The following is a 22264-nucleotide window of genomic DNA, read 5'->3' as shown; positions in this document are numbered from 1 at the left end:
TAAATTAAAAGCGGGAGAGATGTTGTATGCCATCAGTAGAAAGCTTTGAATTAGATCATACGATTGTAAAGGCACCTTATGTAAGACATTGCGGAGTTCACAATGTAGGTAGTGACGGTATTGTAAATAAATTCGATATTCGTTTCTGCCAACCGAATAAACAAGCAATGAAACCAGATGTTATTCATACGTTAGAACATTTATTAGCATTTAATTTACGTAAATATATTGATCGTTATCCGCACTTTGATATTATCGATATTTCACCGATGGGCTGCCAAACAGGATATTATCTTGTAGTAAGCGGAACACCGACAGTACGAGAAATTATTGATTTATTAGAACTAACATTAAAAGATGCGGTTCAAATTACAGAAATTCCAGCTGCAAATGAAACACAATGTGGTCAAGCGAAGCTTCACGATTTAGAAGGAGCACAACGCTTAATGAACTTCTGGTTAAGCCAAGATAAAGATGAACTTGAGAAAGTGTTTGGATAAAAAGGAAAACTGCCTGTGAAAGGGCAGTTTTTTTATTGTGCTAAGAGCGACCATACTCTTCTTTTTTATGAAAATATATTAGATACTCCAACATATAAAACAAAGGCAGAACCGAGAAAATAAACAAATGCTTTTGCTTTTTCCTGTTTCTTCATTTCATCAATTCCAAAAAGGATAAACATAATACTTAAAAGGATAAACACGTAAGGTAAAAGAATAGTGAAGTTTGCAAAGAAGCTAAATAGGGCGAGAGAAAGAGCGATAGTGGCGATTATAATTCGAATGTTTTTTAACATGGAATCCCCCTTAGTAGAAAGACATAGTTACTGAGAGAAAATAATTATAAATGCTAAATTGGTCAAAATTTCATTCTACATGTAGTGAAAGTAGTTCGATATTAAGAAGAAGAATATAAGACCAGAAACGAAAAAATACGGGATACTCATTGATTTTCGTCCGGATTTTAATTCATTAATTCCTAGAAGAATAAAGGAACAACTGAGAATAAATTGTAAGTATGGAAGAAGTGAAAAATTATCGGTAACATGGACATAAGTGCTTAGAGTGAGTAAGAGAAGCATGAGAAATGCTAAAAAAATCCGTAATATAGTTAGAGTTAGCATTGTATAGCCTCCTTTAGACCATTTACTAGAATATCTCTGTGAAACCAATAAATAAAGCAGCGGCCCCTGCTAGTAGAGCGAGCAGACTACCTCCTGTTTGTCGTTTTAATATTTCCTCTAAACTTATGGTGAGGGCCATACCTCCTAAAAAGATGAACATATAAGGCATTATTTCTCTACTACCAGTAAAAAATCCATAGATTGCTATAGATAAGGCAATAAGTGATAAAGTAATCCGCCCCCCTTTTAGCATAAAAGACCTCCTCTATTTTATGTAGGTAATAATGAGAACTATCCAAATGAAAGCACCGGCAATAATACAAATAAGTCCAGTTGCTAATTCCTTTTTCTTTATTTGTTCAAATGCGATGAGAAACATTAAAGCCCCTAATAGAAATTATGAAAGAGGTAAAAATTTATTTTGACCTGTATATGATCCAATTGCCGACATAACGATCACAGTGAGGGCTACTATGATGCGGAGTATACGAAGCATATTATGAATCCTCCTTATTCTTTTTTGTATAAGGATTATCTTCTAGTTTATCGACGGAATGTTTATAAGCATAGCCTTTATTAATTGTCATGATGGAGAGTACGAGGATGATTAGGACGATGATAATACCGATAATTAATATTTTGAACATAAAACCCCTCCTTTTCTTTATTTTACATAATTTTGTAATTGATGAAAACAATAGAAATTAAAAGGATGAAAGAAGGGTGTTACATGGAGACGAAAAAAACATATTATATATCAATAGGAAACGGTCAAATTTCACAAGTGAAGACGGCGGATACTTATAATTTTGAGATTTCCGCAAATGATGAGGAAATTACGGAATTAAGAGAGCACTTCGATCAAGCATATGTAGAAGATTTAGGGTCATTTGTACGCTCCCACGTTCCATTTGTTGAGTATCATCACGATTCAAATAATGACCGATATGATGAACAACTACAAAAAGCATATAAAATGATTTATGATTTAGGAAATCATGAGACGAAAGAATTAGTCGCGCAAATGGGAATAATCAATGGATTGTAATTGGATAATATTATGCAGAAAAGCGAGAATATGCTACAATTTGTGGTAGGAAAAACTTGTAACCATCAATAGGGGAGTAATGGCATGTACAAATTTAAAGATTATTACCACAACACTGTACAATTATCGTTTGAACGTTATCCATTTTCTCCTGAGCCAAAGCATGTTTGGGTTGTATGCCGGTACGGGGATCAATGGTTATTAACGCATCATTTACGTCGCGGTCTTGAATTTCCAGGTGGTAAAGTAGAACTAGGGGAAACACCGGAAGAAGCGGCAGTTCGAGAGGTTCATGAAGAAACCGGCGGCATAGTTTCTGATTTAACTTACTTAGGACAATACAAAGTATCTGGAAAAGACAAAATAATCATTAAAAACATTTATTTTGCAACAATTAGTGCGGTAGAAGAGCATACGCATTACGAAGAAACGAAAGGGTCTGTTTTATTAAAAGACATTCCTGACAACATTAAAACGAATAGAAAATTTAGCTTTATAATGCGCGATGACGTATTAGCGCGTACGATGAAACATATAGAAGAAATCGGCTGTTTTACGAAGTAAAGTAGCCGGTTTCTTTTTTTGTATGTAAGAATAAATGTAAATATATCTTTACATTATTTTGGGTATATTATACAATTTTGTAAAGATATATTTACATTTTAGGAGGGGGAAGATGGATAAAAGAAAAGAAACGACTGTTACTGTTTCGATGGTTAAATTAAACTTTTCTTTATTTTTTATAATAATTGCTTTGTCGTTTGGAATTGGTTATTTGCATATATTTCTTTCAGGTGGGGTTCAAGTCGAAGTTACATTATTAACGATGTTTCTTTTTATTATCGCAATGATTGTTCTCGTTTGTATTCATGAAGCGATACATTTAATTGGCTTTCGCTATATCGGAGGTGTTCCGTGGAGTGAACTAAAATGGGGCGTTAATTGGAAATTAGGTGTTGCATATGCTCATTCTAAACAGGCGGTTACAGTAAAGCAAATGAAGAAAGTGTTAATGCTTCCGTTTTTACCAACTGGAATTTTGCCAATTGTATTGGGATTAGCTATGAATCTGGAGCCACTCTCATTTTTAGGAATTCTACTAACAGCAGGGTGTATCGGCGACATTGCCGTATATCAAAAAGTTTCAAAGTTTCCAGATGATGCGCTAGTAAAAGATCATCCGAGTAAACCACAGTTTACAGTATATGAATAATAAAGAAAGAGGAGGCGTTTTTGAATAACTGCCTCCTCTTATTATTTTTTGTCGGTGAATCAATATATTGTGAAAATTGTTGATATAATTTAATTACTATTATTGTATTTTTATCTCCACCTCTAAAAACGAAAGCACCTCCAACAAATCATCTACGATACGTGAATGCTTAAAATCACCCCAAAACGAATCTTTTTTCCAAACACCAAGAATCCCTACTTGTTCAGAACCAAGCACATCGTTTTCTGGATGATCTCCAACATAAAGACATTCTTCTGCCTTAACATCTAGTCTTTGCAAAGCACGTTCGAAAATTTCAGGGTGAGGTTTTTTTATTCCTTCAGCTTCTGAAACGAGAATGGTGTTTGTATACGTATGTATATGTAGTGCTCGAAGGTTGCTCATCTGAAATTCAGTAAAACCATTTGTGATAATACCAATTTTAATGTTTCGCTGTTTTAACTGTTGAAGTAGTTCATGCGTGTTTTTGAAAGGAATACAATGATGTTGGAAGTTTGTAATATAGTCGTGTAGTAGTTGCTCTTGCGTTAAAGTAGTAATGTTGTATTCGGAAAGGAGAGTAGCATATACTTTATCCTTCCACGTATAGCCATTATTATCGAGTTCAAGAAATCGAGAACAATACTCTGATTTCTCTATGCTCTTCAAATGTGAGGCGAAGCGATTATATTGCTCACAAATAAATTGTTCTAAAGATTGGCGCCGATCTAATAGTGTTCCATCTAAGTCGAATAGGATTGCACGAATCATGGGAAGCCTCCTTGCAGTTTTTATAATTAATTATCGCATATTCGCAAAAAAATGATTATGATATTTTGTAGAATGGAATAATGGGGGATTGTATGAAGAAACTGTATGGCAAGTTAGTGTGTTGTATTATAGCAAGCGGTTTAGTTGCAGGATGCGATAGTACTATCGAGGTTACAAAAGAAAAAGAAATTTGTAAAACAGAAGAAGAGTGCACGCAAATAGGAGATAAAACATTACAAAAAGTATATAAAAAGATAGAGGGACTTTCAGAACTTGAAAAAGTAGAGGATTATGACATAGAAGAGTATGAAAGTATGAATATGAAAGAGGCGGAACAGAAAAAAGAAGAGGATGACAATTACTTCTTTTTAGCTTCTTATTATATCGATGATGATGAAATTGTAGATCCTTATTTTGAGAAATTGGATCGTAAGAGATTGAATAAAGTTTTTGCAGATGACGAAGTAGCAAAAGATGATTTGTTAAGTCAGCGACAAGATAGAGAGTATCATGAAACCTTATGGGACATGTATCGCACTCTCGTCCCAGTGAAATATCGTGAGAATATAACAGGATTTGGTCTAATAACGGATGGTTATGATGGCGTTGTTGCCCATGTCATGCCAAGTATAGATGACCCGAGAGATTGGGTGCTTAGTTTAGACGTGCTGGATTCTGGGGTGAATATAGATGAAGTGATGAAAACATTAATTCATGAAACGGCTCACGTATTAACGATTGGACATAAACAAGTACCAGTGGATAGAAAGTATTTAGAGGCGTTTGATGAAGAGAAAGACATTTCATCATATCGAAATAAATGTAAAACGGTGTTCTTGAAAAATGGATGTGCGAGAAAAACTTCGTATATTAACCAATTTTATAATGAATTTTGGAAACCAATTGAGCAAGAGTGGACAGAAAAGAAAGTAGAAGAAAGTGAAGAGGCACAAATTGAATTTTATAAAGAAAAGCATGATGATTTTGTATCGCTATATGGAACAACAAATGTAACGGAAGATATCGCAGATACATTTACAGCGTTCATTTTACAAGATTCAAAAAAGGTGAAAGAAGGAACAGAGTTAAAATATAAGAAAATTGCTTTCTTCTATCAGTTCCCTGAGCTTGTAAAAATGAGAGCGGAAGTGCTGTCGGGATTATATGATGTTTCAAAAACGATAGAACAACAAAGTGGAGACTAATGTGAGTTATGCTTTCGATATAGTTTCGTTAAAGAAAAGCGTGAAGAATTTTTAATTCTTTGCGTTTTTTTATGTTGATAAAATTGAAAATTCTGTATTTTTATCAAAAAGAAGAAGGAACTGGAGGCACAAAAGAGAATTAGTATAAAAATGTCACAATTTAGACACAATTATAATGCGCGTGTTGTAGGGACTATAAGTTTACTCTCGAGGAGGTAATGAAACGTATGAAAACGATTCTTGCTGTTGCTGGTCTCATTTGGGTAATGTCTCACGGTTTTCCGATTTTTGAAGGGGAGCAAATTCGTAGTGCTTTGAATGAAAAGTTTAATGATTATCATGTGATAGATCGAAAAGATAATGTCGTTACAGTACGTGTGAAAGACTGTTTCCATACAGTTACGGTTGCGGATGGAAACATTACAAATGAAACGAAAATGTGTGATAAAAGGTAAAAGAAAGAAGCTGACTATAGCGCACTGTTTTGAGTCAGCTTCTTTTTCTTTTTCCAATTAGAATTTTTTCAAATGCCTCAACAAATACATACATAAGAGTTGCAAGAACACATGTGAGTAGTACGCTAAGTAAGACGAGTGTGAAGTTAAAGACTTGGAATCCGTAGCTAATTAAGTAGCCAAGTCCTTGTTTGGAAACGAGAAGTTCTCCGAAAATAACACCGACCCAGGATAAACCAACATTTACTTTTAACGTTGAGATAATTGCTGGAAAGGATGCAGGGAGAACGACTTGCTTATAACATTGCCATTTATTTGCGCCAAATGTATCCATCACTTTTATATAGTTAGAATCGACTTCTTGAAATGCACTGTAAATAACGAGAATGGTAATGATGATGGAAATGATTACTCCCATTGCGATAGAAGATGAAATGTTTGGACCGAAAATAACGATGATGATTGGACCGAGTGCAACTTTTGGCATTGCATTTAGGACGACGAGGTAAGGATCAAGTACGCGGGCTAGAAGTGGCATCCACCAAAGAAACGTGGCAATAATAGCACCGAGTACCGTTCCGAGAATGAAACCTACTCCTGTTTCCAGCAATGTCGTCCATATGTGGACCCAAAGTGAACCGTCGATCCATTTCGTTAAGAAGAGATCCCAAATACTCGAAGGAGAACTAAAGAGTAAAGGATCGATCCATTCTTTTTTGCTAGCTATTTCCCATAGTGCAAAGAAAAGAATAAGTAGTAAAAGCTGTAGTGAGCGAGCAATCCAAGCACGCCTGCGTTCTTTCTTTCGAAATTGTTCATGTAGTTGTTTTATATTATCCAAGTCGTTCCAGCTCCTTCCATATATCTTGAAAGAGGGCTGGGAAATCGTAGTGATGGCGTGCTTCTAACGGTGATAAAGAACGGATACTTTCCGGGACGATAAAGGTTTTCGCGATTTTTCCAGGATTCGCTTGAAGTAAATAAATACGATCACTCATCGCAATCGCCTCTTCAATATCGTGAGTAACAAGTAGTGATGTTTTCTTATATTTATTTAGTAAGTTGAAAACGAGTTCTTCTAGTTTTAATTTCGTTTGATAATCGAGTGCGGAGAATGGTTCATCTAGTAATAAAATTTTCGGATCAGTTGCTAACGTTCGAACGAGAGCAGCACGTTGACGCATACCGCCAGATAGTTCACGAGGATATTGTCCTTCTACCCCATGTAGACCGACTTGCTTTAAAAGGTTTAAAGTATGTTCTTTCATTTGTTCATCATAAATTCTTCGAATATGAAGTCCAAGCATAATATTTTCTTCAATCGTTTTCCACGGGAATAAGTAATCTTGCTGCAACATATATCCCATAGATGATGTTTTCGTTGTAATTGGTTCACCATCTAAAAAGACAATACCATCAATTGGATCAAGTAACCCAGCAATGATTGAGAGGAGCGTTGTTTTACCGCAACCACTTGGGCCGAGTATAGAAATAAATTCGCCTTCTTCCACTTGTAAGCTCATATCTTCAAGAATAAGTTTGGCATTCTCTTTTGCAAAAAAGCAGTGAGAAACGTTACGTATTTGTAAAAAACTCATACACTTCGCCTCTATTTCTTAATAACGCTTTCGGCAATTTTTGTATTGACGAGCGCTTCATGTGGGACTTCTTTTTGTAATTCACCAGCGTCTTTCATAATCGTTTGGAGCTGTTTCCATTCTTCCGCATCTAGTAGTGGATTTGTCGCATAAGAATGTTGCTTTTTATACCGTTCAATTACTTTTACTGTAATGTCTTTTGAAGTGTCTTTAAATAGCGGGGAAACAGCATCAGCAATCTCTTCTGGACTATGTGTATCAACCCATTGCTGTGCTTTATAGAGCGCACGTGTGAACTTTTCAGCAGCAGCTTTATCTTTCTTTAAGAAACTTTCTTTTGCCATGAATGTTGTATAAGGAACAGTACCAGATTCATTTCCGAATGAAGCGACGATATAACCTTTACCTTCTTTTTCGAATATGCTTGCAGTCGGTTCAAAGAGCTGGACAAACTCTCCTGTACCAGATGCAAAGGCATTTGCAATATTAGCAAATTCGATATTTTGAATTAAGTTCGTATCTTTGCGAGGATCAATGCCATTTTTCTTTAAAACGTATTCCCCAACCATTTGCGGCATGCCGCCTTTACGCTGTCCTAAAAATGTAACACCTTTTACGTCATTCCAATTAAAAGAGTCTAGTTTTTTACGTGAAACTAAAAATGTCCCATCTGTTTGTGTAAGTTGTGCAAAGTTAATGACAGGGTCTTTCGCTCCTTGTTGATGAACGTAAATAGATGTTTCAGAACCGACGAGAGCAATATCAATTCCGCCAGATAATAGGGCGGTCATCGTTTTATCGCCACCAGCTGTTGTTTGTAGGTCAATATTTAGTCCTTCATCTTTAAAAAATTCTTTTTCAATCCCGACATATAATGGGGCATAGAAGAGAGAATGGGTAACTTCGCCGACGCGAATGTTTTGGGTTTGTTCTTTCGTACTTTCTTTTTTACTACTACAAGCAGCAAAAGTAAAAACAGCTAGTAACATGATGCAAAAAATCGCGATTAATTTTTTCACTATATAACACCTCCCAGAAGTCACTCTACAAGCATGATATGTAGGTAAGTGCCCATATGTGAGTGTAGATAGCAGGAATTTTTTTGGAGGTAAAGAAGTACAAATATAAGGGGTGATAAAATGGAGTACGAATACGATGATAGCGTACATTTACATCTTGATTATTTCGGGACAGAATGTGATATGGAATCGATTGCTTATAAGAGGAAGAATGAAGACGTATGGGATGTGTATTTTAATTTTGGAGTATACGGTATTCAGAAAGACGATGTAGAGTTAGGTAGGTTTATGGATGAATATGCCGGTTATTACGTTTTTTCTGTACATGCTCGCGATCTTAGTTGGGAATTTGGAAGTGCCCAGTTTGAAGAGTGGGTTTTGAAAAATCGGATAGTAGAAAAAACGCTACAAAAATAGGAGGAATTTTGTGATTGGATTTCTCATCTTATTATTTATTTTTGTGGCCGGATTTTTTATTATGCAAATGCTTATTTACCGATTTGTAAAGAAAAACATCCATAAATATACAAAAATAAAATGGTTTCATATGTGGCTACATATGAATATGAAAAAAAGGCCCGAGATTAGATTTTTTTGATTTTGTAGTTACAGTACTCGTATGTATCGTATGGAAAATATGGCTGCTTCCTTTTATATAATACACATGCTAATCATCTTCTCTTTTATCATAAAATAACGAAAAGAACCTGTCTTGTGGCGGGTTCTTTTCGTTATAGTAATAGTTGTTAAAAACGTACAACGCTTGTTTATTAATTCTTTCGTATTTTCATGTCGAATCTTTAATAGCATTAAGGATTTCTAAAAAATAGTTATTATATCATAAAGTGGAGTGCTGAAATTAAGTTTTTCAAGAATGAGTAATTTGTATGCCACAATTTAACTATTGATTAAGGAAGTATTAAGGAAATATATTTATAGTAGAAGCAAGTTTGCAGACGAAATATAGGAAATATGTTATTTTAATACAAATAGTTTTTTCGATGCGAGGTGAAATTAATACATAGAAAAGAGGGAATGAATTGAAGTTTGGTTTTACACTTTTTCATCTTCCAAAAAGAAATATATTAATTTCTAGCATTATAAGTAGTATGGTGACTTTATTAGTAATAACTATGCTGTTTATGATTTTAAAGGTTTTTAATTTAGACATGATGAAAGATCATTTAAATCAAAAGCTTATTTTAAGTGTTATGATGATTTTCATATGGGGCATAACGTTTTATATTACGCATTTCAATAAAAAAGAGATGTCTATACTTAGAGCATCCCTACGAGTGCATTTTATATTATTTTTGCTAGCTCATACAGTAGCGTTATTTTATATTGTCATGCAAGTTAATATGAGTTTCATAGAGGCAATGAATTGGATTTACTTTTATAATATGCAGTTTATATTAAGTTTTGTAGTAATTTATGCAATATATATTCTTGTATATAATTTAATAGGTAAGGTTTTTCTAAGTATGGTTTTAACGAGCTGTACGTTAGTCATTTTATGTATTGTGAATTATTTGAAGCTTATTTTCAGAGGTGATCCGTTATATCCTTCTGATTTCACACAAATTACGCATATGCAATCTGTTATACCGATGGTGATGGACTATTTTAGTTGGAGTTATATTTTTGTCATTATCGTAAGTATCGTAGCTTGTATTGTAGCAGGGATATATATGAGAAGGTATATTCAAAATGTAAAGATTCATCTAGGAATAAGAGCCTTATTAGTAGTAGGATCTATTTTTGTTCTATATGCGTATGGTAATTTTGCGAATACATTTATGAATAAAGTATTTCAAAAATCAGGTGTAGATTTTGTTTTGTGGAATCAAAATGAGAACTATGCTTCAAATGGTTTTGTACTTGGGTTTATTAGCAATTTAGATACAACAGTTATGGAAAAACCAAAAAATTATTCTAAAGAAAATATGCTTCAAATAGCAAACGATATAAAAAAACAATATAGTGGAAATATAGGGAGCCAAAATAAAAAAGAAAAACCGAATATTATTTTTGTAATGAGTGAATCGTTTTGGGATCCGACGAAAGTAACTAACCTTTCTTTTAGTGAAGATCCTGTACCAAATTTACATCATTATATAGAAAACTTTCCTGGTGGACAAACTATTTCTCCTACATTTGGGGGGAATACGGCGAACGTTGAATTTGAGGCATTAACAAGTTATTCAATGAGTTTGTTAAAGCCAGGTTCTATACCATATCAGCAGGTTATTACAAATAAGAAAGAAATTCCATCAATCCCTACAGCGTTGAAAAAAGAAGGTTATTATACAAGTGCAATTCATTCATTTGGTCGCACATTCTTTAAACGTGATGATGTATATAAGGTGTTAGGGTTTGATAAGTTTAATGCAGAGGACACGATGGAAAATGTGGATATTGATGGAGATTATATTAGTGATTTAGCGATGAGTAAAGAGATAATTGCTGAGTTAGAGAAACAAAAACAACCTACATTTATTCATGCAGTTACGATGCAAAATCATTTTCCATTTACAGAGGGCCGATTTGGTGAAAACCTAATCGAAATTAGTGGTCTAGAAAATGAAGAATCAAAGGGAGAATTAGAGACGTATACAGAAGGATTAAGACGTTCAGATGAGGCTCTTCAATATTTAATAGAGCAACTAGATAATTTTGATAGACCTACATTATTAGTATTCTTTGGAGATCATCTTCCATCATTAGGAACAAATAAATCTTTTTATAAAGAAAATGGGTATATAACGAATGAAAAAACACCGAATGAACGTTTAGCGATGGCGCAAACACCGCTATTAATGTATGCAAACTTTGATATGCCAAATGATAATTTAGGTTTAGTAAGCCCAATTCATTTTTCTAATCTTATTTTTGATTATGCAGGATTAAATAAATCCTTATTTTATCAATTTTTATCGGAACTTTACAAGGAAATACCAGTGCTTAGAGATGAATTAAAAGTTGATAAAAATGGAGAAGTAATCAATGATTTAACAAAGAAACAAAAAGAAATGTTAGAGCAATATAAAATGCTTCAATATGATTTACTCGTTGGAAATCAATATAGTAAAGATATCCTCTTTAAATAAAAGAAACAAAAAGAACTTGTATAACGATACAAGTTCTTTTTTCATAGTATTTAACGGGGTAACCAGACAAGCTGGGTTTAGGGAGTATTACTTGTACATTTAGTATATATGAAAATGTAATCGTTTTATTTGTGTATTTGTGAGAAATATGTGAATTTTATGTTTTGTGAAAAATCGATTGTATTAACTTTCGTTCTTGTATTGCAGTTGTTATGCATGTAAAAATTTTATCAGTTCTTTATTTAATTCATCCGCTTGATCGATTGGTGAACCATGACCACTATTTGTAAGAGCATGTAACTGAGAATTTTTAATTCGTTGTTGCGTAAGCTCGGCACTTTTGTAAGGAATTAGTTGGTCGTGAACGCCGTGGAAGATTTTTGTTGGGACGTTAATTTTATTTAAATCTTTCGTTACATCTTCATTTGCAGCTGCTTGTAAAATTTTTATAAGGGCATAAGAAGCGGACTGCATACCGAGATAAGAAAACCATTCAAGGGTTGCAGCCCCTAAGTTTCTATTAAAAAAGGATAAAGATACATCATTTAAAAATTTTGGTAAATTAGCATACATTTGATTAATGAGAGCATCTGCTTGTTCTTTCGGTACACCGTAAGGGGACTCTTGATTTTTAACGAAAGAGGGGGAGACAGCGTCAATTAATGCGAGCTTAGAAATGCGGCGCCCATTATAGCGAGACATATAGCGAATAGAAAGAGCACCACCAACTGAGAAACCGACTAATGTAGCGTTCTCTACTTGAAGTGCTTCCAGAACAATTGCGATATCATCCGCTAATCGATCATACGTGTAACCAGTCCATGGCTTATCAGATTGTCCATTCCCTCGTATATCCATGGCGATACAGCGAAAGCCATGCTCTGGTAAAACATTGAGTTGATATTGGTACATTTGATGATTTAAAGGCCATCCGTGAACGAAGAAAACAGTCTTACTACCTGGCCCAGGATTAACGTCTTGAACAAAAATATGCACATCTTTCTCGACAGTAACAAACATAAATTTCCCCCTATTTTATGAATATGCTCTATCCCAAAAGCGTTGTTTTGTCATAGCTTTAATAAATTCATTTGCTAGCCTTGTAGGGTCTTGTTCTATTAAAATACCAGGCTTTCCTTCGATATTTAAAGATTGAATAATAGAAGAGCCGTTTTGGAAGGAGCCAATCGGCTTAAAGTGATTATATGATTCTACGACAAATGAACTTACTTTGTTAAGAAAATGATCATCCATCATAAAGGAGTGGTGAGCTTGTTAAGAAAATATAATTTACTTCCCACTGTCCATTTGGCGTTCCCTGCACTATGCCTAAGCGTTCGGAAACGATCACTGGCAGTTAAAGAGTTTTCATTGTTTGAAATTTTAACACCTGTATTTGTTGTCATTTCCTTTCCTTCGTTTTCACGCGTAAAAGATTGGAGTTGTTCGGTCTTTTTATTTTTTTTGCCATCCATAAAAAACACCTCCCATAATATACGTATTAATGATCATAGATTTTATGCTCTGTATATAGTCTAAATATATTGTGTTTTTGGTACGATTTTCCTCAAATGTTCGATTTATCTTTGTTTGTCTATGAAAATCATTTATTATAATAAATGGTATTCTTCGAGATATTATTTTGAAGGGGTGTTGAAGTGAAAGAAAGTTTTCTATCATATAAAGAAGAAGAAAGAAATGCAAAAATCCTTTTATGGGTGTTATATGTCATTGTTATTGTATATCAAATTTTCTATGCAATCGTATTAGAAGATAAATCAATAATGGATAAGGGATACAATATAATATGGCAAGTTATTTGCGGAGTAGCAATACTGTGCGTGAATATATATTTAATGAAAAAAGAGAAGGCAAACCTTGTTAAATATGCATGGATATTTGCATACATAGGGATAGAACTCGCTAATATATTTTCGTATGTTTTTTATAATAAGGCGGCGTTTGATGCGACAAATATAATAGAAATTATTCTCATTTTCTTTGTACCTATATTTTTAAATAAAAAATTCTATGTGTTTTTACTTTCCTCTATTGTAGGAAAATATTTAATTTATTTATTTGTATTAGAGGAAGTAAAAGCATTTATGTTCCTTATTATGTATACACTTATGTTAATAGCTGCATATATCATTTTAAACCGATTTTTACAATATCTTTCAGCTGTAAAGGAAAGTATTGCGATTGCTAGTGAATCACAAAAATTAGCAGTAATCGGAAAAATGGCAGCGACGGTTGGACATGAAATTAAAAATCCACTTGCTTCATTAAAAGGATTTACGCAATTACAACGAGAGAAGCATGAAGAGGATCCTATTTATAAACGTATGATTTTTGAAATAGAAAATATGAATAATATGATAAGTGAGTTAATGGAAGTTGCTACATGCAAACCTTCTATTTATAAGAAACATGATGTAGGAAAAATTGTATTACAAGTAATAACAAGTCTTCATGAAAAAATAGATGAATTAAACATTCAGTTTATTTCTAATGTGGAAGAAAAAACAATAGAAGTTGAATGTGATGAACGAAAAATAAGAGGAGTCTTTTTATATACGATAAAAAATGCTTTAGAGGCAATGGGACAAGGTGGCATATTACATTTACAATTAGAAAATAAAGGGAAAGAATATGTAATGATCAGTGTGATCGATAATGGTCATGGTATTAAGCAAGAAAACTTACCCCGTGTTACAGAGGCCTTTTATACAACGAAACAAGATAAAATTGGTCTGGGACTGACGGTAGCGAATCGAATTGTCGCCGAGCACCTTGGTGAGTTGCATATTTCAAGTGAAAAAGATACTGGAACGAGAATAGACATCATTCTCCCAAGGAAGTGTGGAAATACTGAAATCCAAGTGGAAGAAAAGCTAGGAGTTACCATATGAATAAAGGCTATATATTTAAAAATGAAGAAATAAAGGCGCTGAAAGCATTTTTAAGTTTATTTTTTATTATATTTTTCGTATATGATCTTGCCTATGAATTTATCGTACCGTTAATCGGTGGAGAGCAAGAAGGTGTAGGAGAGTTTGAAGATGGTTTAGGTTTATGGCTTTACTTTTTGATGGTGGTATTGTTTTGCATTGGAATATACTTTATGAAATGGAAGAATGCTTTTGCGGTAAAGTATATTATTCTAATTGGCTATAATGTATTAGATTGTATCCATAACATTATGATTTATTATGGTAGCGATGCAGAATTTGACGGTGGAAATATAGTAGAAGGATTTTTTATTTTGTTTGCACCAATCTTTGTGAATAAAAGATATTTCTGGTTAGTTCCAGCGATACTTATCGGAAAGTATGCTCTTACAGGAATCATTATTCAATCTTCTCTCGTTTTAATCCCAATGGCATTATATAGCGTATTTACTATCATATGTTGGATTATATTTTTAAGGGTTCAGTCTTACGTTCGTACGCTTGAGATGATGGACAAAGAAATAAAACAGACAGAAAAACTAGCAGCTGTTGGAAAGATGGCAACGGTTATTGGTTATAAGATTAGAAGACCTTTAGCAAACTTAAAAAAACTTGTGAATAAACAAGCAGACAAGCATCCAGAGGATAAAATTTATAGTGATATTATGAAACAAGAAGTAGATCGGATTCATATAATTGCTACAGAACTTAGTGGATTTGAGAAATCTAAATCACTAGAATCAGAAACTCATAACATACAAGAAATTATCTCTTATGTTATTCGAGTTATGGAAAAGCCAGCTTTAAAACAAGGAGTCTACATACAAGGTATTTACAGTAAAGACTTACCATCAATTATATGTGATGAAAAACGATTAAAACAGGTCTTTTTTAATTTAATCAAAAATGCAATTGAAGCAATGTCAGTTGGCGGAACAATTACGATTAAAGTTACTGTAAAAGATGGAATCATCGTTCAAGTGAAAGATGAGGGATGCGGCATTCCGAAAGATAAAATTCCAAAGTTAAATGAAGCCTTTTATACAACGAAAGAAACAGGAACTGGTCTAGGTTTAGTAGTTACAGAAAAAATTATTAAAGACCACAACGGTAAAATGAGTTTTGAAAGTGAAGTTGGGGTTGGAACGACGGTTGAAGTTATGTTACCACTGCATTAACTACAAAAAACATCACTTATTTGGAAGTGATGTTTTTTTATTTTATCTCGCTATTTGTGTATAGTAAAAATCTCATTTTATCGATAAAGAATGTATGATGTGTTTCTAACATCAAAATGTTTGTTGAAAGTTTTCAATATGGATTTCCTAAGAAAAATTCAGATTATAAAAATTAATAGTTTTTTTCTAAAAAAACTATTTTCTTTTTTGGGTTTTAATGGTATATTCAAAACACGATAAATAAATACCTATATTTGGCACACTATTCGAAAGGATAGGTCGCAAAGCTAAGAGTCTAAAGTAATGAAAATTACTATGATAGTCTGGTTGCAGTTTGGATTTTCACACATGTTGAGATGTATGAAAATCGAAGGGGCAACCGGATTTTTTATTGTCTCAAAAAGAAAAAATGAATGGGCACACTATTTGAAAGAATAGGTCGCAAAGCTAAGAGTCTAAGGTAATGAAAATTACTATGATAGTCTGGTTGCAGTTTGGATTTTCACACATGTTGTGATGTATGAAAATCCAAAAGGCAACCAGGCTTTTTATTTTCTAGGAATATACATTACGATTTGTAAATTTAGCTGAATAACAAATTAAATGTTCGAAATATTCTGTACATATAAAGTGAGGGAGGGAAGTACATTGCAAAATCAAATAGGGAAATTTGGCCGTATACTTCTCGCTGGAGGAATATTATTTACACAAATTGGTGTGCTAGACTACTCTGCAACAAAAGTTTATGCCATTACAAACGACGAGCAAGGACGTTTTATCGTTCATATGGATAAACAAGAAATAAAAGTTGATGAAAATGTAGTATTAAAGATTACAAATACAAATAAACAAGATGCTAATATCGAGCTGAAATTATCTAATGAGCAGCTGTTCAATGAAGCAGAAACAAAAAAAATGAACGAAAACAATAAAGCGATTCAAAGCATTTCAGTAACAGAAGATCACATTGTAAAAATTGAAAAGAATGAACAAAGTAATTCTATCGGTGACGTATATGTAGTCATTCAAATGAAAAAATCTGGAGAGTACAAATTTGAACCGATAGTGAAGTTTGAAGGGAATGAAAAGAAAATTGAATCTCCTTCTCTGCATGTTGGAGAGAAAAAAGAGGCTTTACATGTAGCTATTTCTGATGAAAATCCAAAGGTTTCAGAGGAAGTTGTGAAAAAAGAAATCAGTGAAAAAGTGAAAGTATCGGAAGAAAATAAGAAACAAGAAATAAATGCTACTAATGCTGAAATTCCAAAAGAAACGAAGGCTTTAGCGAAAGAAAAGGTTAATGAAGAACTCGTATCAAAGGAAAATGAATTAAAAGAGAGCAATAAGGTCAACGAAAATAATCAGGAATTACCTGCTATTCAAGCTGAGAAGGTATTAAAGAGCCAATCTCTACTAGCTGCTAGTCCTGTTACAAGTATTCTTAAATATCCAAATGTAAAGGTAATAAATAATAGAACAGGTGAAGGGCCTTCTATCTCGGGTAAATATGCTTTTAGATTTGTTTGGAGCCCACAAGTAACATATGAGGTAAAGGGTAGTAGCGATGACAGAACTGGTCAAAGTCAATATACATTTAGAAATTCAAATAGAGAACAGTACGTATTAGTAAAAAAAGCTGGTGAATATCAAGGGAAATGGATTGATGTCCGTATTAATATTCACTCTATGACAGCTTCATCTGTAGATGTTAAAACACCAATAACTAAAGGTGATGCGAAAAATTTTTTACAATTATATGGGAACGGAAGGTCAGGACAAACTTATAATGCTTCCTTTGAATTTTATGAGCACGGAACAAGTAAAAAAGTACCATTAACGGCAATGTGGAATTTTAAAAGGATAAATAGTTATAAAAATGTTACGTTGCGTAATGATGGTAGTCATTTAACGAATTTATACGTGTATGATACGAGTTCAATTAGGTATCAAGATAAAGGGAATAATAAAATAGAGTTTTCTGGAACAGCAGGCCCAGTAGCTACTCCAGAAGCAGATATGACAATTACATTTGATAATTTAACAGAATTACCGCTAGAAGTTAGATTAAATGCTTCAGGTGTTAATGTAGCATACGACCAATTAGCGATCACACAAATTGAAATTCCAGCTCCAAGTGTAATAGGAGATATTGTGGAAGATAATTCCCGTCAACTTTCTTATAAGGTATATCAAAATATGCCTGCTCAATCGAAAGATATTCACTATGCGAAATCTTTTGTATTAGAAAGTGAAGTGAATAAGGATTTTACTGTGAATGATGTTTCCATTCAAGATGTGGAGAGTGGAGATGATGTAAGTAGCTTCTTTGATATTAATAGGAAAAACAATAAAGTCACTGCAGTTGCGAAAGAAAATGCGCTAAAAACAGAAGAATTCAACGGGAAAATTTACGAGATGACAATTACAGGTTCTCCTGTAAAAGGTGCCGATGTAATGAAATATTACAAAGGTGGTTATCTTGAAATACCGGTGTCAGCTAAAAATTATTTAGATGGCGATAAGGATGGGCAAGATAGTAATCGAGATGGAATCGCAAAAATAAGGTATAAAGGTATTCCAACTGGGAAATCAGTCCCACAAAAAGTAGTGCAAGGAACAGATTTAACAAAAATGGATATTTCTAAATTTGTGACAGATTTATCTGTAGATACGAATTTGGATGTAGATAAACCAATATCAGTAGTGAAGTTAATCAATATTCCGGATACCAAAATAATAGGGAATCATACTGTAACGGTTTTAATTGAAACGAAGCAAGGTGTACAAGCGGAAATTCAAGTTCCAGTTACTGTTGTTGATGGAACTTTAAAGTTAGTAGACGTACCAAAAGAAATTACCTTTGGAGATTTAACAATTCCATCGAAAACAACGACATACGCACCGAAGGCGATTTCAAACTCTTTAAAGGTAACTGATGATCGTGTTAAAAAGCAAAAATGGAGTGTATATGTAAAGGAAATTACACCGTTAACTTCAGCACAAAATGACACATTGACAGGAGCATTGATTTACAAACGAAATGGAAAGGATACACCTTTAAGTACTTCTAGTATAGAAGCATTCTCGTATACTTCTAAAAACGACGAGGAGGTTTCACTAAATTGGAAGGAAAACGAGGGAATTCATTTACAAGTAAAACCAGGGCCGAATGTCAAAGCAAATACAAAATATTCCGGACAGCTAGAATGGACATTAACCGATGCTCCTCTCTAAAAATATATGAAATATATAAATTTTAGAAAGGAGAGAGTAATGAAAAAAATAGTTGGTATTATCGTTTCCACAGTTATATGTGTGCCGTTTCTTATGGCAAATGTAGTAACGGCTACAAGTGCGAATTCAAAAGCAGGTATTACATTTTCGAATAGCTATACACCAAATACATCAACTGATCCGACAAAGATAAATACAAAAAAAGAGACAGTTGATAAAAATAAAAATGGAGATAAATATTTACCGAAAACAGGAGGCCAGACACGGGACTTCAAACAATATATAGGATTGTTTTCGATTGTTTTATCTCTATATGTATTCAAAAGAATTAGGGGAAAGCAAGTGTATTCAAAATAAAAAATAGATGAAAACAGAGAAAAGGGGAAGGTACATATGAAACTAGCAAAATTAGCATTAATCGGTGCAGTGTCATTAACATCAGTTGCAGCAGTAGGAACTTCAGCATTTGCGGAAGAGAAAGCAAATATGAAATCTAAAACAGATGTAACGTTTATTGAAGATACAAGCACAACAGATCCAAACAATCCAGAAAATCCAAATGAAAAAGTTACACCAGAGAACCCTGGTGACCATGAAAAAGGAACAAAAGGTCCATTAAGTATTAACTACGTTTCTAACTTACACTTCGGCGAGCAAGTTATCTCTGGTAATGATCAAACGTACTTTGCAAAATTGGACAAAGTGAAACAAGGGAGCAAAACAGTTGAAGTACCTAACTTCGTATCTGTAACAGATAACCGTGGTACAAATGCAGGATGGAAATTGAAAGTAAAGCAAAATGCACAATTTAAAAGTGGTAATAGTGAGTTAACAAATGCAGCTTTAAGCTTAAGTAATCTAGCTGTAAATTCTGTAACTGATGCACAATATGCACCTACCACATTTAAAAATAAAGTAACGTTAGCTCCAGGTGGAGATGCGGTGGAAATTACTACTGCCGCAAAGAATAAAGGTATGGGTGATTGGACGACTGCATTCGGTAAAGGAGCAGAACAAGGTAAACAGAGTGTGAGCTTATTCGTACCAGGTACGACAGCAAAAGAAAAAGGTGCGAAATATTCAGCTGAGCTAACTTGGACTTTAGAAGATACACCAAACTAAGGTTGTGTGAGATTGAAAATTAAGAATAAATGAATTTTTAAAAATAAAGGAGTATAAAACTATGAAACTAGCAAAATTAGCATTAATTGGAGCGGTAACATTATCATCAGTATCAGTAGGGACGTCTGCATTTGCAGCTGAGAAAGATGGCGGGAAATTAGATTCAAAAGCATTCATTAAATTCGAGAAAAATACAGATAAAATTGATGTTGTTAATCCAGAGAATCCAGATGAAACTGTAGATCCAGTTGATCCAGATAAAAAAGGTACAGATGGTCCACTAAGTATTGATTATGTATCTAACTTCAACTTTAAAACACAAAAAGCATCAGGGAATAACGAAATCTATTTTGCAGAATTAGATAAAGTAAAGAAAAAAGTAGACGGTTCTGTAATTGACGTGCCAAACTACGTTCAAGTAACAGATAACCGTGGTACAAATGCAGGATGGCATTTAACAGTAAAACAAAATGGTCAATTCAAAACTGCAGATGATAAAGTGTTGGATGGCGCGGCATTAACATTAAAAAATTCAGCTTTGAAATCAAATGCAGGTAGCGATGCACCAACAGCAGAACAATCTATCACATTAAATCCAAGTGGTGCAGCATCTGATTTAATCGATGCAAAAGAAAACCAAGGTATGGGTACGTGGGTAAATACGTTCGGTAAAGATGCAACAGAAGCGAAACAAAGCGTAGAGTTATCTGTACCAGGTAAAACGAAAAAAGAACAAACACAATACACAACTTCACTAACTTGGGAGCTAACAGACGCTCCTATGTAGGTAAGAGGAATTTTAAGATAAAAGAGGAAAATGAGAAGAGATAAGGGAATGGCTTTAACCTTATCTCTTTCTTGTCTATAAAATGGATATGAAGGGGACTACATAAGAGATGGTAAAAAAACTATTTACTAGCTTACTATTAATTACATTCTTCATGATAAACGCTTTTTCAGTATATGCAGCTGAAATGAAATTTGCTGTGACAGCAGTTATACCAGAAAATCAAATTGATAAAAATCAAACGTACTTTGATTTGAAAATGCAACCTGGACAAAAGCAAACAATTCAAGTCCAAATGAAAAATGATACGAATAAAGAAGTTGTGGTAGAATCGTTTGCTAATACAGCAATTACGAATAGCAATGGTATTACAGATTATAGTACAGTAGAACCAAAAACGGATTCTACTTTGAAATATCCGTTTTCTAAAATTGCTAAAATGCCAAAAGAAACGAAAGTCCCAGCTAACAGCATAGTGACAGTTGATATAAACTTGGTAATGCCAAGTGAGTCGTTTGATGGTGTTATTCTAGGTGGTTTATACTTTAAAGAAAAAGAAGATGAGAATGCAAAGAAAAAAGATGAAGGTGTGCAAATTGAAAATAAATATGCATACGCAATTGGTGTTGTTTTAAAAGAAACAGATGCTGAAGTAAAACCAGACATGAAATTAAACGAAGTAAAGCCAACACAAATTAACGGGCGTAACGTCGTTACTGCAAATTTACAAAACGTAAAGCCAGCAATGTTAAAAAATTTAAGTGTTGATGCAAAGATATATAAAGAAAAAGGTACGGACGTTTTATTTGAAGCGAAAAAAGAAAATTTAAGAATGGCGCCAAACTCAAACTTTGATTACGCTATTAGCTGGGAAAACAAAGCATTTGATCCAGGAACGTACCGAGTAGAAGTGAAAGCTACTGATGGCGATCAAAAATGGGAATGGACAAAAAAATTTACAATTGAAGGCAAGACAGCTGATAAGTTAAATGATACAGCGGTAGAAGCGAAAAAAGACTACACACTATATTACATTATCGGCGGAGTACTACTGCTAATTATATTATTAGTTCTTGTGTTCTTCTTAGGTAGACGTTCTAAAAAAGAGGATGATAACGAAAAATAATATATTGATAGTGTAAAAAGAAAATAATGGATGTTTTACTATGAAAAATATATAATGGCTTTGTCTGTTATTTGTTGTAGTTCATTTATATTTCTATTTGTTGACCCGAATTTCGGGTCTTTTTTTATGAAATGAATTGCTATATATCAGTAATTAGAAAAATAGAATATATAGCACTTGCAGCATGAATATAAAGAGCGGTTGTATCCTCCCCAAAAAATAGGTTTCCAGCTGTAATACTGGTAGCACCAGTAAAGTCGGTGCTATCAGTAGGTTCGTTTTTCGGCACAACGAAAGCATTTACGTAGGTACATGTGCTTTCTC

Annotated in this window: 24 protein-coding genes, 3 pseudogenes and 2 riboswitches; of the genes and pseudogenes, 16 read left to right on the top strand and 11 right to left on the bottom strand. The window is 33.6% G+C overall.

What is annotated here, in order from left to right; translation table 11 throughout:
* Positions 1-26 precede the first annotated feature (26 nt).
* On the top strand, positions 27-500 hold the full coding sequence (luxS, locus tag DN399_RS23565; protein WP_001141371.1) for an S-ribosylhomocysteine lyase LuxS: 474 nt from the start codon (positions 27-29) through the stop codon (positions 498-500).
* Positions 501-565: 65 nt separating this feature from the next.
* Here the strand turns inward: luxS and DN399_RS23560 are convergent, their stop codons facing one another.
* The 4 genes and pseudogenes from DN399_RS23560 to ytzI all read right to left on the bottom strand — a co-directional run bounded on the left by DN399_RS23560 (position 566) and on the right by ytzI (position 1770).
* Positions 566-796 (bottom strand): YczI family protein, encoded by a 231-nt coding sequence (locus DN399_RS23560; RefSeq protein ID WP_000916678.1) that lies wholly within the window; start codon positions 794-796, stop codon positions 566-568.
* 352 nt (positions 797-1148) lie between these two features.
* On the bottom strand, positions 1149-1376 hold the full coding sequence (locus DN399_RS23550; protein WP_000911652.1) for a DUF3953 domain-containing protein: 228 nt from the start codon (positions 1374-1376) through the stop codon (positions 1149-1151).
* Between the two features lie 12 nt (positions 1377-1388).
* A pseudogene (locus DN399_RS23545) lies at positions 1389-1619 on the bottom strand (DUF3953 domain-containing protein).
* A 1-nt stretch (position 1620) separates the two neighbouring features.
* The gene (gene ytzI, locus DN399_RS23540) at positions 1621-1770 is read right to left on the bottom strand and encodes a YtzI protein (RefSeq protein WP_000472790.1); all 150 of its coding nucleotides are present in this window, start codon (positions 1768-1770) and stop codon (positions 1621-1623) included.
* Between the two features lie 83 nt (positions 1771-1853).
* On the opposite strand from ytzI, the gene DN399_RS23535 reads away from it, so the two are divergent.
* The 3 genes from DN399_RS23535 (at position 1854) to DN399_RS23525 (ending at position 3384) form a co-directional block, all read left to right on the top strand.
* Positions 1854-2171: a hypothetical protein gene (locus tag DN399_RS23535; RefSeq protein WP_000448409.1), complete on the top strand. Its 318-nt coding sequence runs from the start codon at positions 1854-1856 to the stop codon at positions 2169-2171.
* Between the two features lie 84 nt (positions 2172-2255).
* Entirely contained in the window at positions 2256-2735 is a 480-nt protein-coding gene (mutTA, locus tag DN399_RS23530; RefSeq protein WP_000276385.1) for an antimutator 8-oxo-(dGTP/GTP)ase, read from the top strand.
* Positions 2736-2847: 112 nt separating this feature from the next.
* Positions 2848-3384 (top strand): DUF3267 domain-containing protein, encoded by a 537-nt coding sequence (locus DN399_RS23525; RefSeq protein ID WP_000361288.1) that lies wholly within the window; start codon positions 2848-2850, stop codon positions 3382-3384.
* Positions 3385-3483: 99 nt separating this feature from the next.
* Here DN399_RS23525 and DN399_RS23520 read toward each other — a convergent pair whose 3' ends face one another.
* Positions 3484-4155: an HAD family hydrolase gene (locus DN399_RS23520; RefSeq protein WP_006925596.1), complete on the bottom strand. Its 672-nt coding sequence runs from the start codon at positions 4153-4155 to the stop codon at positions 3484-3486.
* Between the two features lie 92 nt (positions 4156-4247).
* Between DN399_RS23520 and DN399_RS23515 the strand changes: the two genes are divergently transcribed.
* Together DN399_RS23515 and DN399_RS23510 are read left to right on the top strand one after the other, a co-directional pair.
* Positions 4248-5360 carry a recombinase family protein gene (locus DN399_RS23515; protein WP_149149965.1) on the top strand — a complete coding sequence of 371 codons (1113 nt, stop codon included), beginning with the start codon at positions 4248-4250 and terminating at the stop codon, positions 5358-5360.
* Between the two features lie 227 nt (positions 5361-5587).
* Positions 5588-5815 (top strand): hypothetical protein, encoded by a 228-nt coding sequence (locus tag DN399_RS23510; RefSeq protein ID WP_000849112.1) that lies wholly within the window; start codon positions 5588-5590, stop codon positions 5813-5815.
* Positions 5816-5849: 34 nt separating this feature from the next.
* Here DN399_RS23510 and DN399_RS23505 read toward each other — a convergent pair whose 3' ends face one another.
* Genes DN399_RS23505 through DN399_RS23495 form a run of 3 tightly spaced genes read right to left on the bottom strand, consistent with a single transcriptional unit; the run spans position 5850 to position 8432 of the window.
* Positions 5850-6656, bottom strand: a complete 807-nt coding sequence (locus DN399_RS23505; protein ID WP_000368771.1) for an ABC transporter permease — start codon at positions 6654-6656, stop codon at positions 5850-5852.
* The gene (locus tag DN399_RS23500) at positions 6649-7413 is read right to left on the bottom strand and encodes an ABC transporter ATP-binding protein (RefSeq protein ID WP_000009035.1); all 765 of its coding nucleotides are present in this window, start codon (positions 7411-7413) and stop codon (positions 6649-6651) included. The genes DN399_RS23505 and DN399_RS23500 overlap by 8 nt, the downstream gene beginning before the upstream one ends.
* Before the next feature lie 11 nt (positions 7414-7424).
* The gene (locus DN399_RS23495) at positions 7425-8432 is read right to left on the bottom strand and encodes an ABC transporter substrate-binding protein (RefSeq protein ID WP_006925592.1); all 1008 of its coding nucleotides are present in this window, start codon (positions 8430-8432) and stop codon (positions 7425-7427) included.
* Positions 8433-8552: 120 nt separating this feature from the next.
* On the opposite strand from DN399_RS23495, the gene DN399_RS23490 reads away from it, so the two are divergent.
* From DN399_RS23490 to DN399_RS23480, 3 genes and pseudogenes are all read left to right on the top strand, one after another.
* Positions 8553-8849: a DUF3986 family protein gene (locus DN399_RS23490; RefSeq protein ID WP_000455580.1), complete on the top strand. Its 297-nt coding sequence runs from the start codon at positions 8553-8555 to the stop codon at positions 8847-8849.
* Positions 8850-8859: 10 nt separating this feature from the next.
* Positions 8860-9091, top strand: a pseudogene (locus tag DN399_RS23485) (hypothetical protein).
* A 381-nt stretch (positions 9092-9472) separates the two neighbouring features.
* A complete protein-coding gene (locus tag DN399_RS23480; RefSeq protein ID WP_149149964.1) occupies positions 9473-11542 on the top strand; it encodes an LTA synthase family protein in 2070 nt (689 codons plus the stop codon).
* 210 nt (positions 11543-11752) lie between these two features.
* On the opposite strand, the gene DN399_RS23475 is transcribed toward DN399_RS23480, so the two are convergent.
* The 3 genes and pseudogenes from DN399_RS23475 to DN399_RS23465 all read right to left on the bottom strand — a co-directional run bounded on the left by DN399_RS23475 (position 11753) and on the right by DN399_RS23465 (position 13017).
* The gene (locus DN399_RS23475; protein ID WP_000498278.1) at positions 11753-12562 is read right to left on the bottom strand and encodes an alpha/beta fold hydrolase; all 810 of its coding nucleotides are present in this window, start codon (positions 12560-12562) and stop codon (positions 11753-11755) included.
* Between the two features lie 15 nt (positions 12563-12577).
* Positions 12578-12896: pseudogene (locus DN399_RS23470) on the bottom strand (type 1 glutamine amidotransferase family protein); the annotation flags it as partial.
* Positions 12796-13017: a catalase gene (locus DN399_RS23465; RefSeq protein ID WP_149149963.1), complete on the bottom strand. Its 222-nt coding sequence runs from the start codon at positions 13015-13017 to the stop codon at positions 12796-12798. The pseudogene DN399_RS23470 and the gene DN399_RS23465, both read right to left, overlap by 101 nt.
* A gap of 183 nt (positions 13018-13200) precedes the next feature.
* Between DN399_RS23465 and DN399_RS23460 the strand changes: the two genes are divergently transcribed.
* The 7 genes from DN399_RS23460 (at position 13201) to DN399_RS23430 (ending at position 21940) form a co-directional block, all read left to right on the top strand.
* The gene (locus DN399_RS23460; RefSeq protein WP_149149962.1) at positions 13201-14454 is read left to right on the top strand and encodes an ATP-binding protein; all 1254 of its coding nucleotides are present in this window, start codon (positions 13201-13203) and stop codon (positions 14452-14454) included.
* On the top strand, positions 14451-15671 hold the full coding sequence (locus tag DN399_RS23455) for an ATP-binding protein (protein ID WP_001032627.1): 1221 nt from the start codon (positions 14451-14453) through the stop codon (positions 15669-15671). Before DN399_RS23460 ends, DN399_RS23455 begins: the two co-directional genes overlap by 4 nt.
* Positions 15672-15917: 246 nt before the next feature.
* A riboswitch (cyclic di-GMP riboswitch) is annotated at positions 15918-16006 on the top strand.
* A 71-nt stretch (positions 16007-16077) separates the two neighbouring features.
* A riboswitch (cyclic di-GMP riboswitch) is annotated at positions 16078-16166 on the top strand.
* Between the two features lie 153 nt (positions 16167-16319).
* Complete coding sequence (locus DN399_RS23450; protein WP_149149961.1) at positions 16320-18905, top strand: WxL domain-containing protein; 2586 nt, start codon at positions 16320-16322, stop codon at positions 18903-18905.
* 39 nt (positions 18906-18944) lie between these two features.
* A complete protein-coding gene (locus DN399_RS23445; protein WP_006924838.1) occupies positions 18945-19262 on the top strand; it encodes an EF2685/EF0750 family sortase-dependent surface protein in 318 nt (105 codons plus the stop codon).
* Between the two features lie 36 nt (positions 19263-19298).
* Positions 19299-20027 carry a WxL domain-containing protein gene (locus tag DN399_RS23440; RefSeq protein ID WP_006924840.1) on the top strand — a complete coding sequence of 243 codons (729 nt, stop codon included), beginning with the start codon at positions 19299-19301 and terminating at the stop codon, positions 20025-20027.
* A gap of 61 nt (positions 20028-20088) precedes the next feature.
* Positions 20089-20814 (top strand): WxL domain-containing protein, encoded by a 726-nt coding sequence (locus DN399_RS23435; protein WP_149149960.1) that lies wholly within the window; start codon positions 20089-20091, stop codon positions 20812-20814.
* Between the two features lie 109 nt (positions 20815-20923).
* Positions 20924-21940: a WxLIP family cell surface protein gene (locus DN399_RS23430; RefSeq protein WP_149149959.1), complete on the top strand. Its 1017-nt coding sequence runs from the start codon at positions 20924-20926 to the stop codon at positions 21938-21940.
* Positions 21941-22264 lie beyond the last annotated feature (324 nt).

The sequence above is a fragment of the Bacillus sp. AR4-2 genome, assembly GCF_008274865.1.
Lineage (GTDB): Bacteria > Bacillota > Bacilli > Bacillales > Bacillaceae_G > Bacillus_A > Bacillus_A cereus.
The sequence above is the reverse complement of the archived record's forward strand: the minus strand, read 5'-3'. Positions and strand labels throughout refer to the sequence as shown.

Bases quoted from the DNA above. Each gene is read 5' to 3' on its own strand.
- luxS (WP_001141371.1), top strand. From the start codon at position 27: ATGCCATCAGTAGAAAGCTTTGAATTAGATCATACGATTGTAAAGGCA.
- DN399_RS23560 (WP_000916678.1), bottom strand. From the start codon at position 796: ATGTTAAAAAACATTCGAATTATAATCGCCACTATCGCTCTTTCTCTC.
- DN399_RS23550 (WP_000911652.1), bottom strand. From the start codon at position 1,376: ATGCTAAAAGGGGGGCGGATTACTTTATCACTTATTGCCTTATCTATA.
- ytzI (WP_000472790.1), bottom strand. From the start codon at position 1,770: ATGTTCAAAATATTAATTATCGGTATTATCATCGTCCTAATCATCCTC.
- DN399_RS23535 (WP_000448409.1), top strand. From the start codon at position 1,854: ATGGAGACGAAAAAAACATATTATATATCAATAGGAAACGGTCAAATT.
- mutTA (WP_000276385.1), top strand. From the start codon at position 2,256: ATGTACAAATTTAAAGATTATTACCACAACACTGTACAATTATCGTTT.
- DN399_RS23525 (WP_000361288.1), top strand. From the start codon at position 2,848: ATGGATAAAAGAAAAGAAACGACTGTTACTGTTTCGATGGTTAAATTA.
- DN399_RS23520 (WP_006925596.1), bottom strand. From the start codon at position 4,155: ATGATTCGTGCAATCCTATTCGACTTAGATGGAACACTATTAGATCGG.
- DN399_RS23515 (WP_149149965.1), top strand. From the start codon at position 4,248: ATGAAGAAACTGTATGGCAAGTTAGTGTGTTGTATTATAGCAAGCGGT.
- DN399_RS23510 (WP_000849112.1), top strand. From the start codon at position 5,588: ATGAAAACGATTCTTGCTGTTGCTGGTCTCATTTGGGTAATGTCTCAC.
- DN399_RS23500 (WP_000009035.1), bottom strand. From the start codon at position 7,413: ATGAGTTTTTTACAAATACGTAACGTTTCTCACTGCTTTTTTGCAAAA.
- DN399_RS23490 (WP_000455580.1), top strand. From the start codon at position 8,553: ATGGAGTACGAATACGATGATAGCGTACATTTACATCTTGATTATTTC.
- DN399_RS23475 (WP_000498278.1), bottom strand. From the start codon at position 12,562: ATGTTTGTTACTGTCGAGAAAGATGTGCATATTTTTGTTCAAGACGTT.
- DN399_RS23465 (WP_149149963.1), bottom strand. From the start codon at position 13,017: ATGGATGGCAAAAAAAATAAAAAGACCGAACAACTCCAATCTTTTACG.
- DN399_RS23455 (WP_001032627.1), top strand. From the start codon at position 14,451: ATGAATAAAGGCTATATATTTAAAAATGAAGAAATAAAGGCGCTGAAA.
- DN399_RS23445 (WP_006924838.1), top strand. From the start codon at position 18,945: ATGAAAAAAATAGTTGGTATTATCGTTTCCACAGTTATATGTGTGCCG.
- DN399_RS23440 (WP_006924840.1), top strand. From the start codon at position 19,299: ATGAAACTAGCAAAATTAGCATTAATCGGTGCAGTGTCATTAACATCA.
- DN399_RS23435 (WP_149149960.1), top strand. From the start codon at position 20,089: ATGAAACTAGCAAAATTAGCATTAATTGGAGCGGTAACATTATCATCA.
- DN399_RS23430 (WP_149149959.1), top strand. From the start codon at position 20,924: ATGGTAAAAAAACTATTTACTAGCTTACTATTAATTACATTCTTCATG.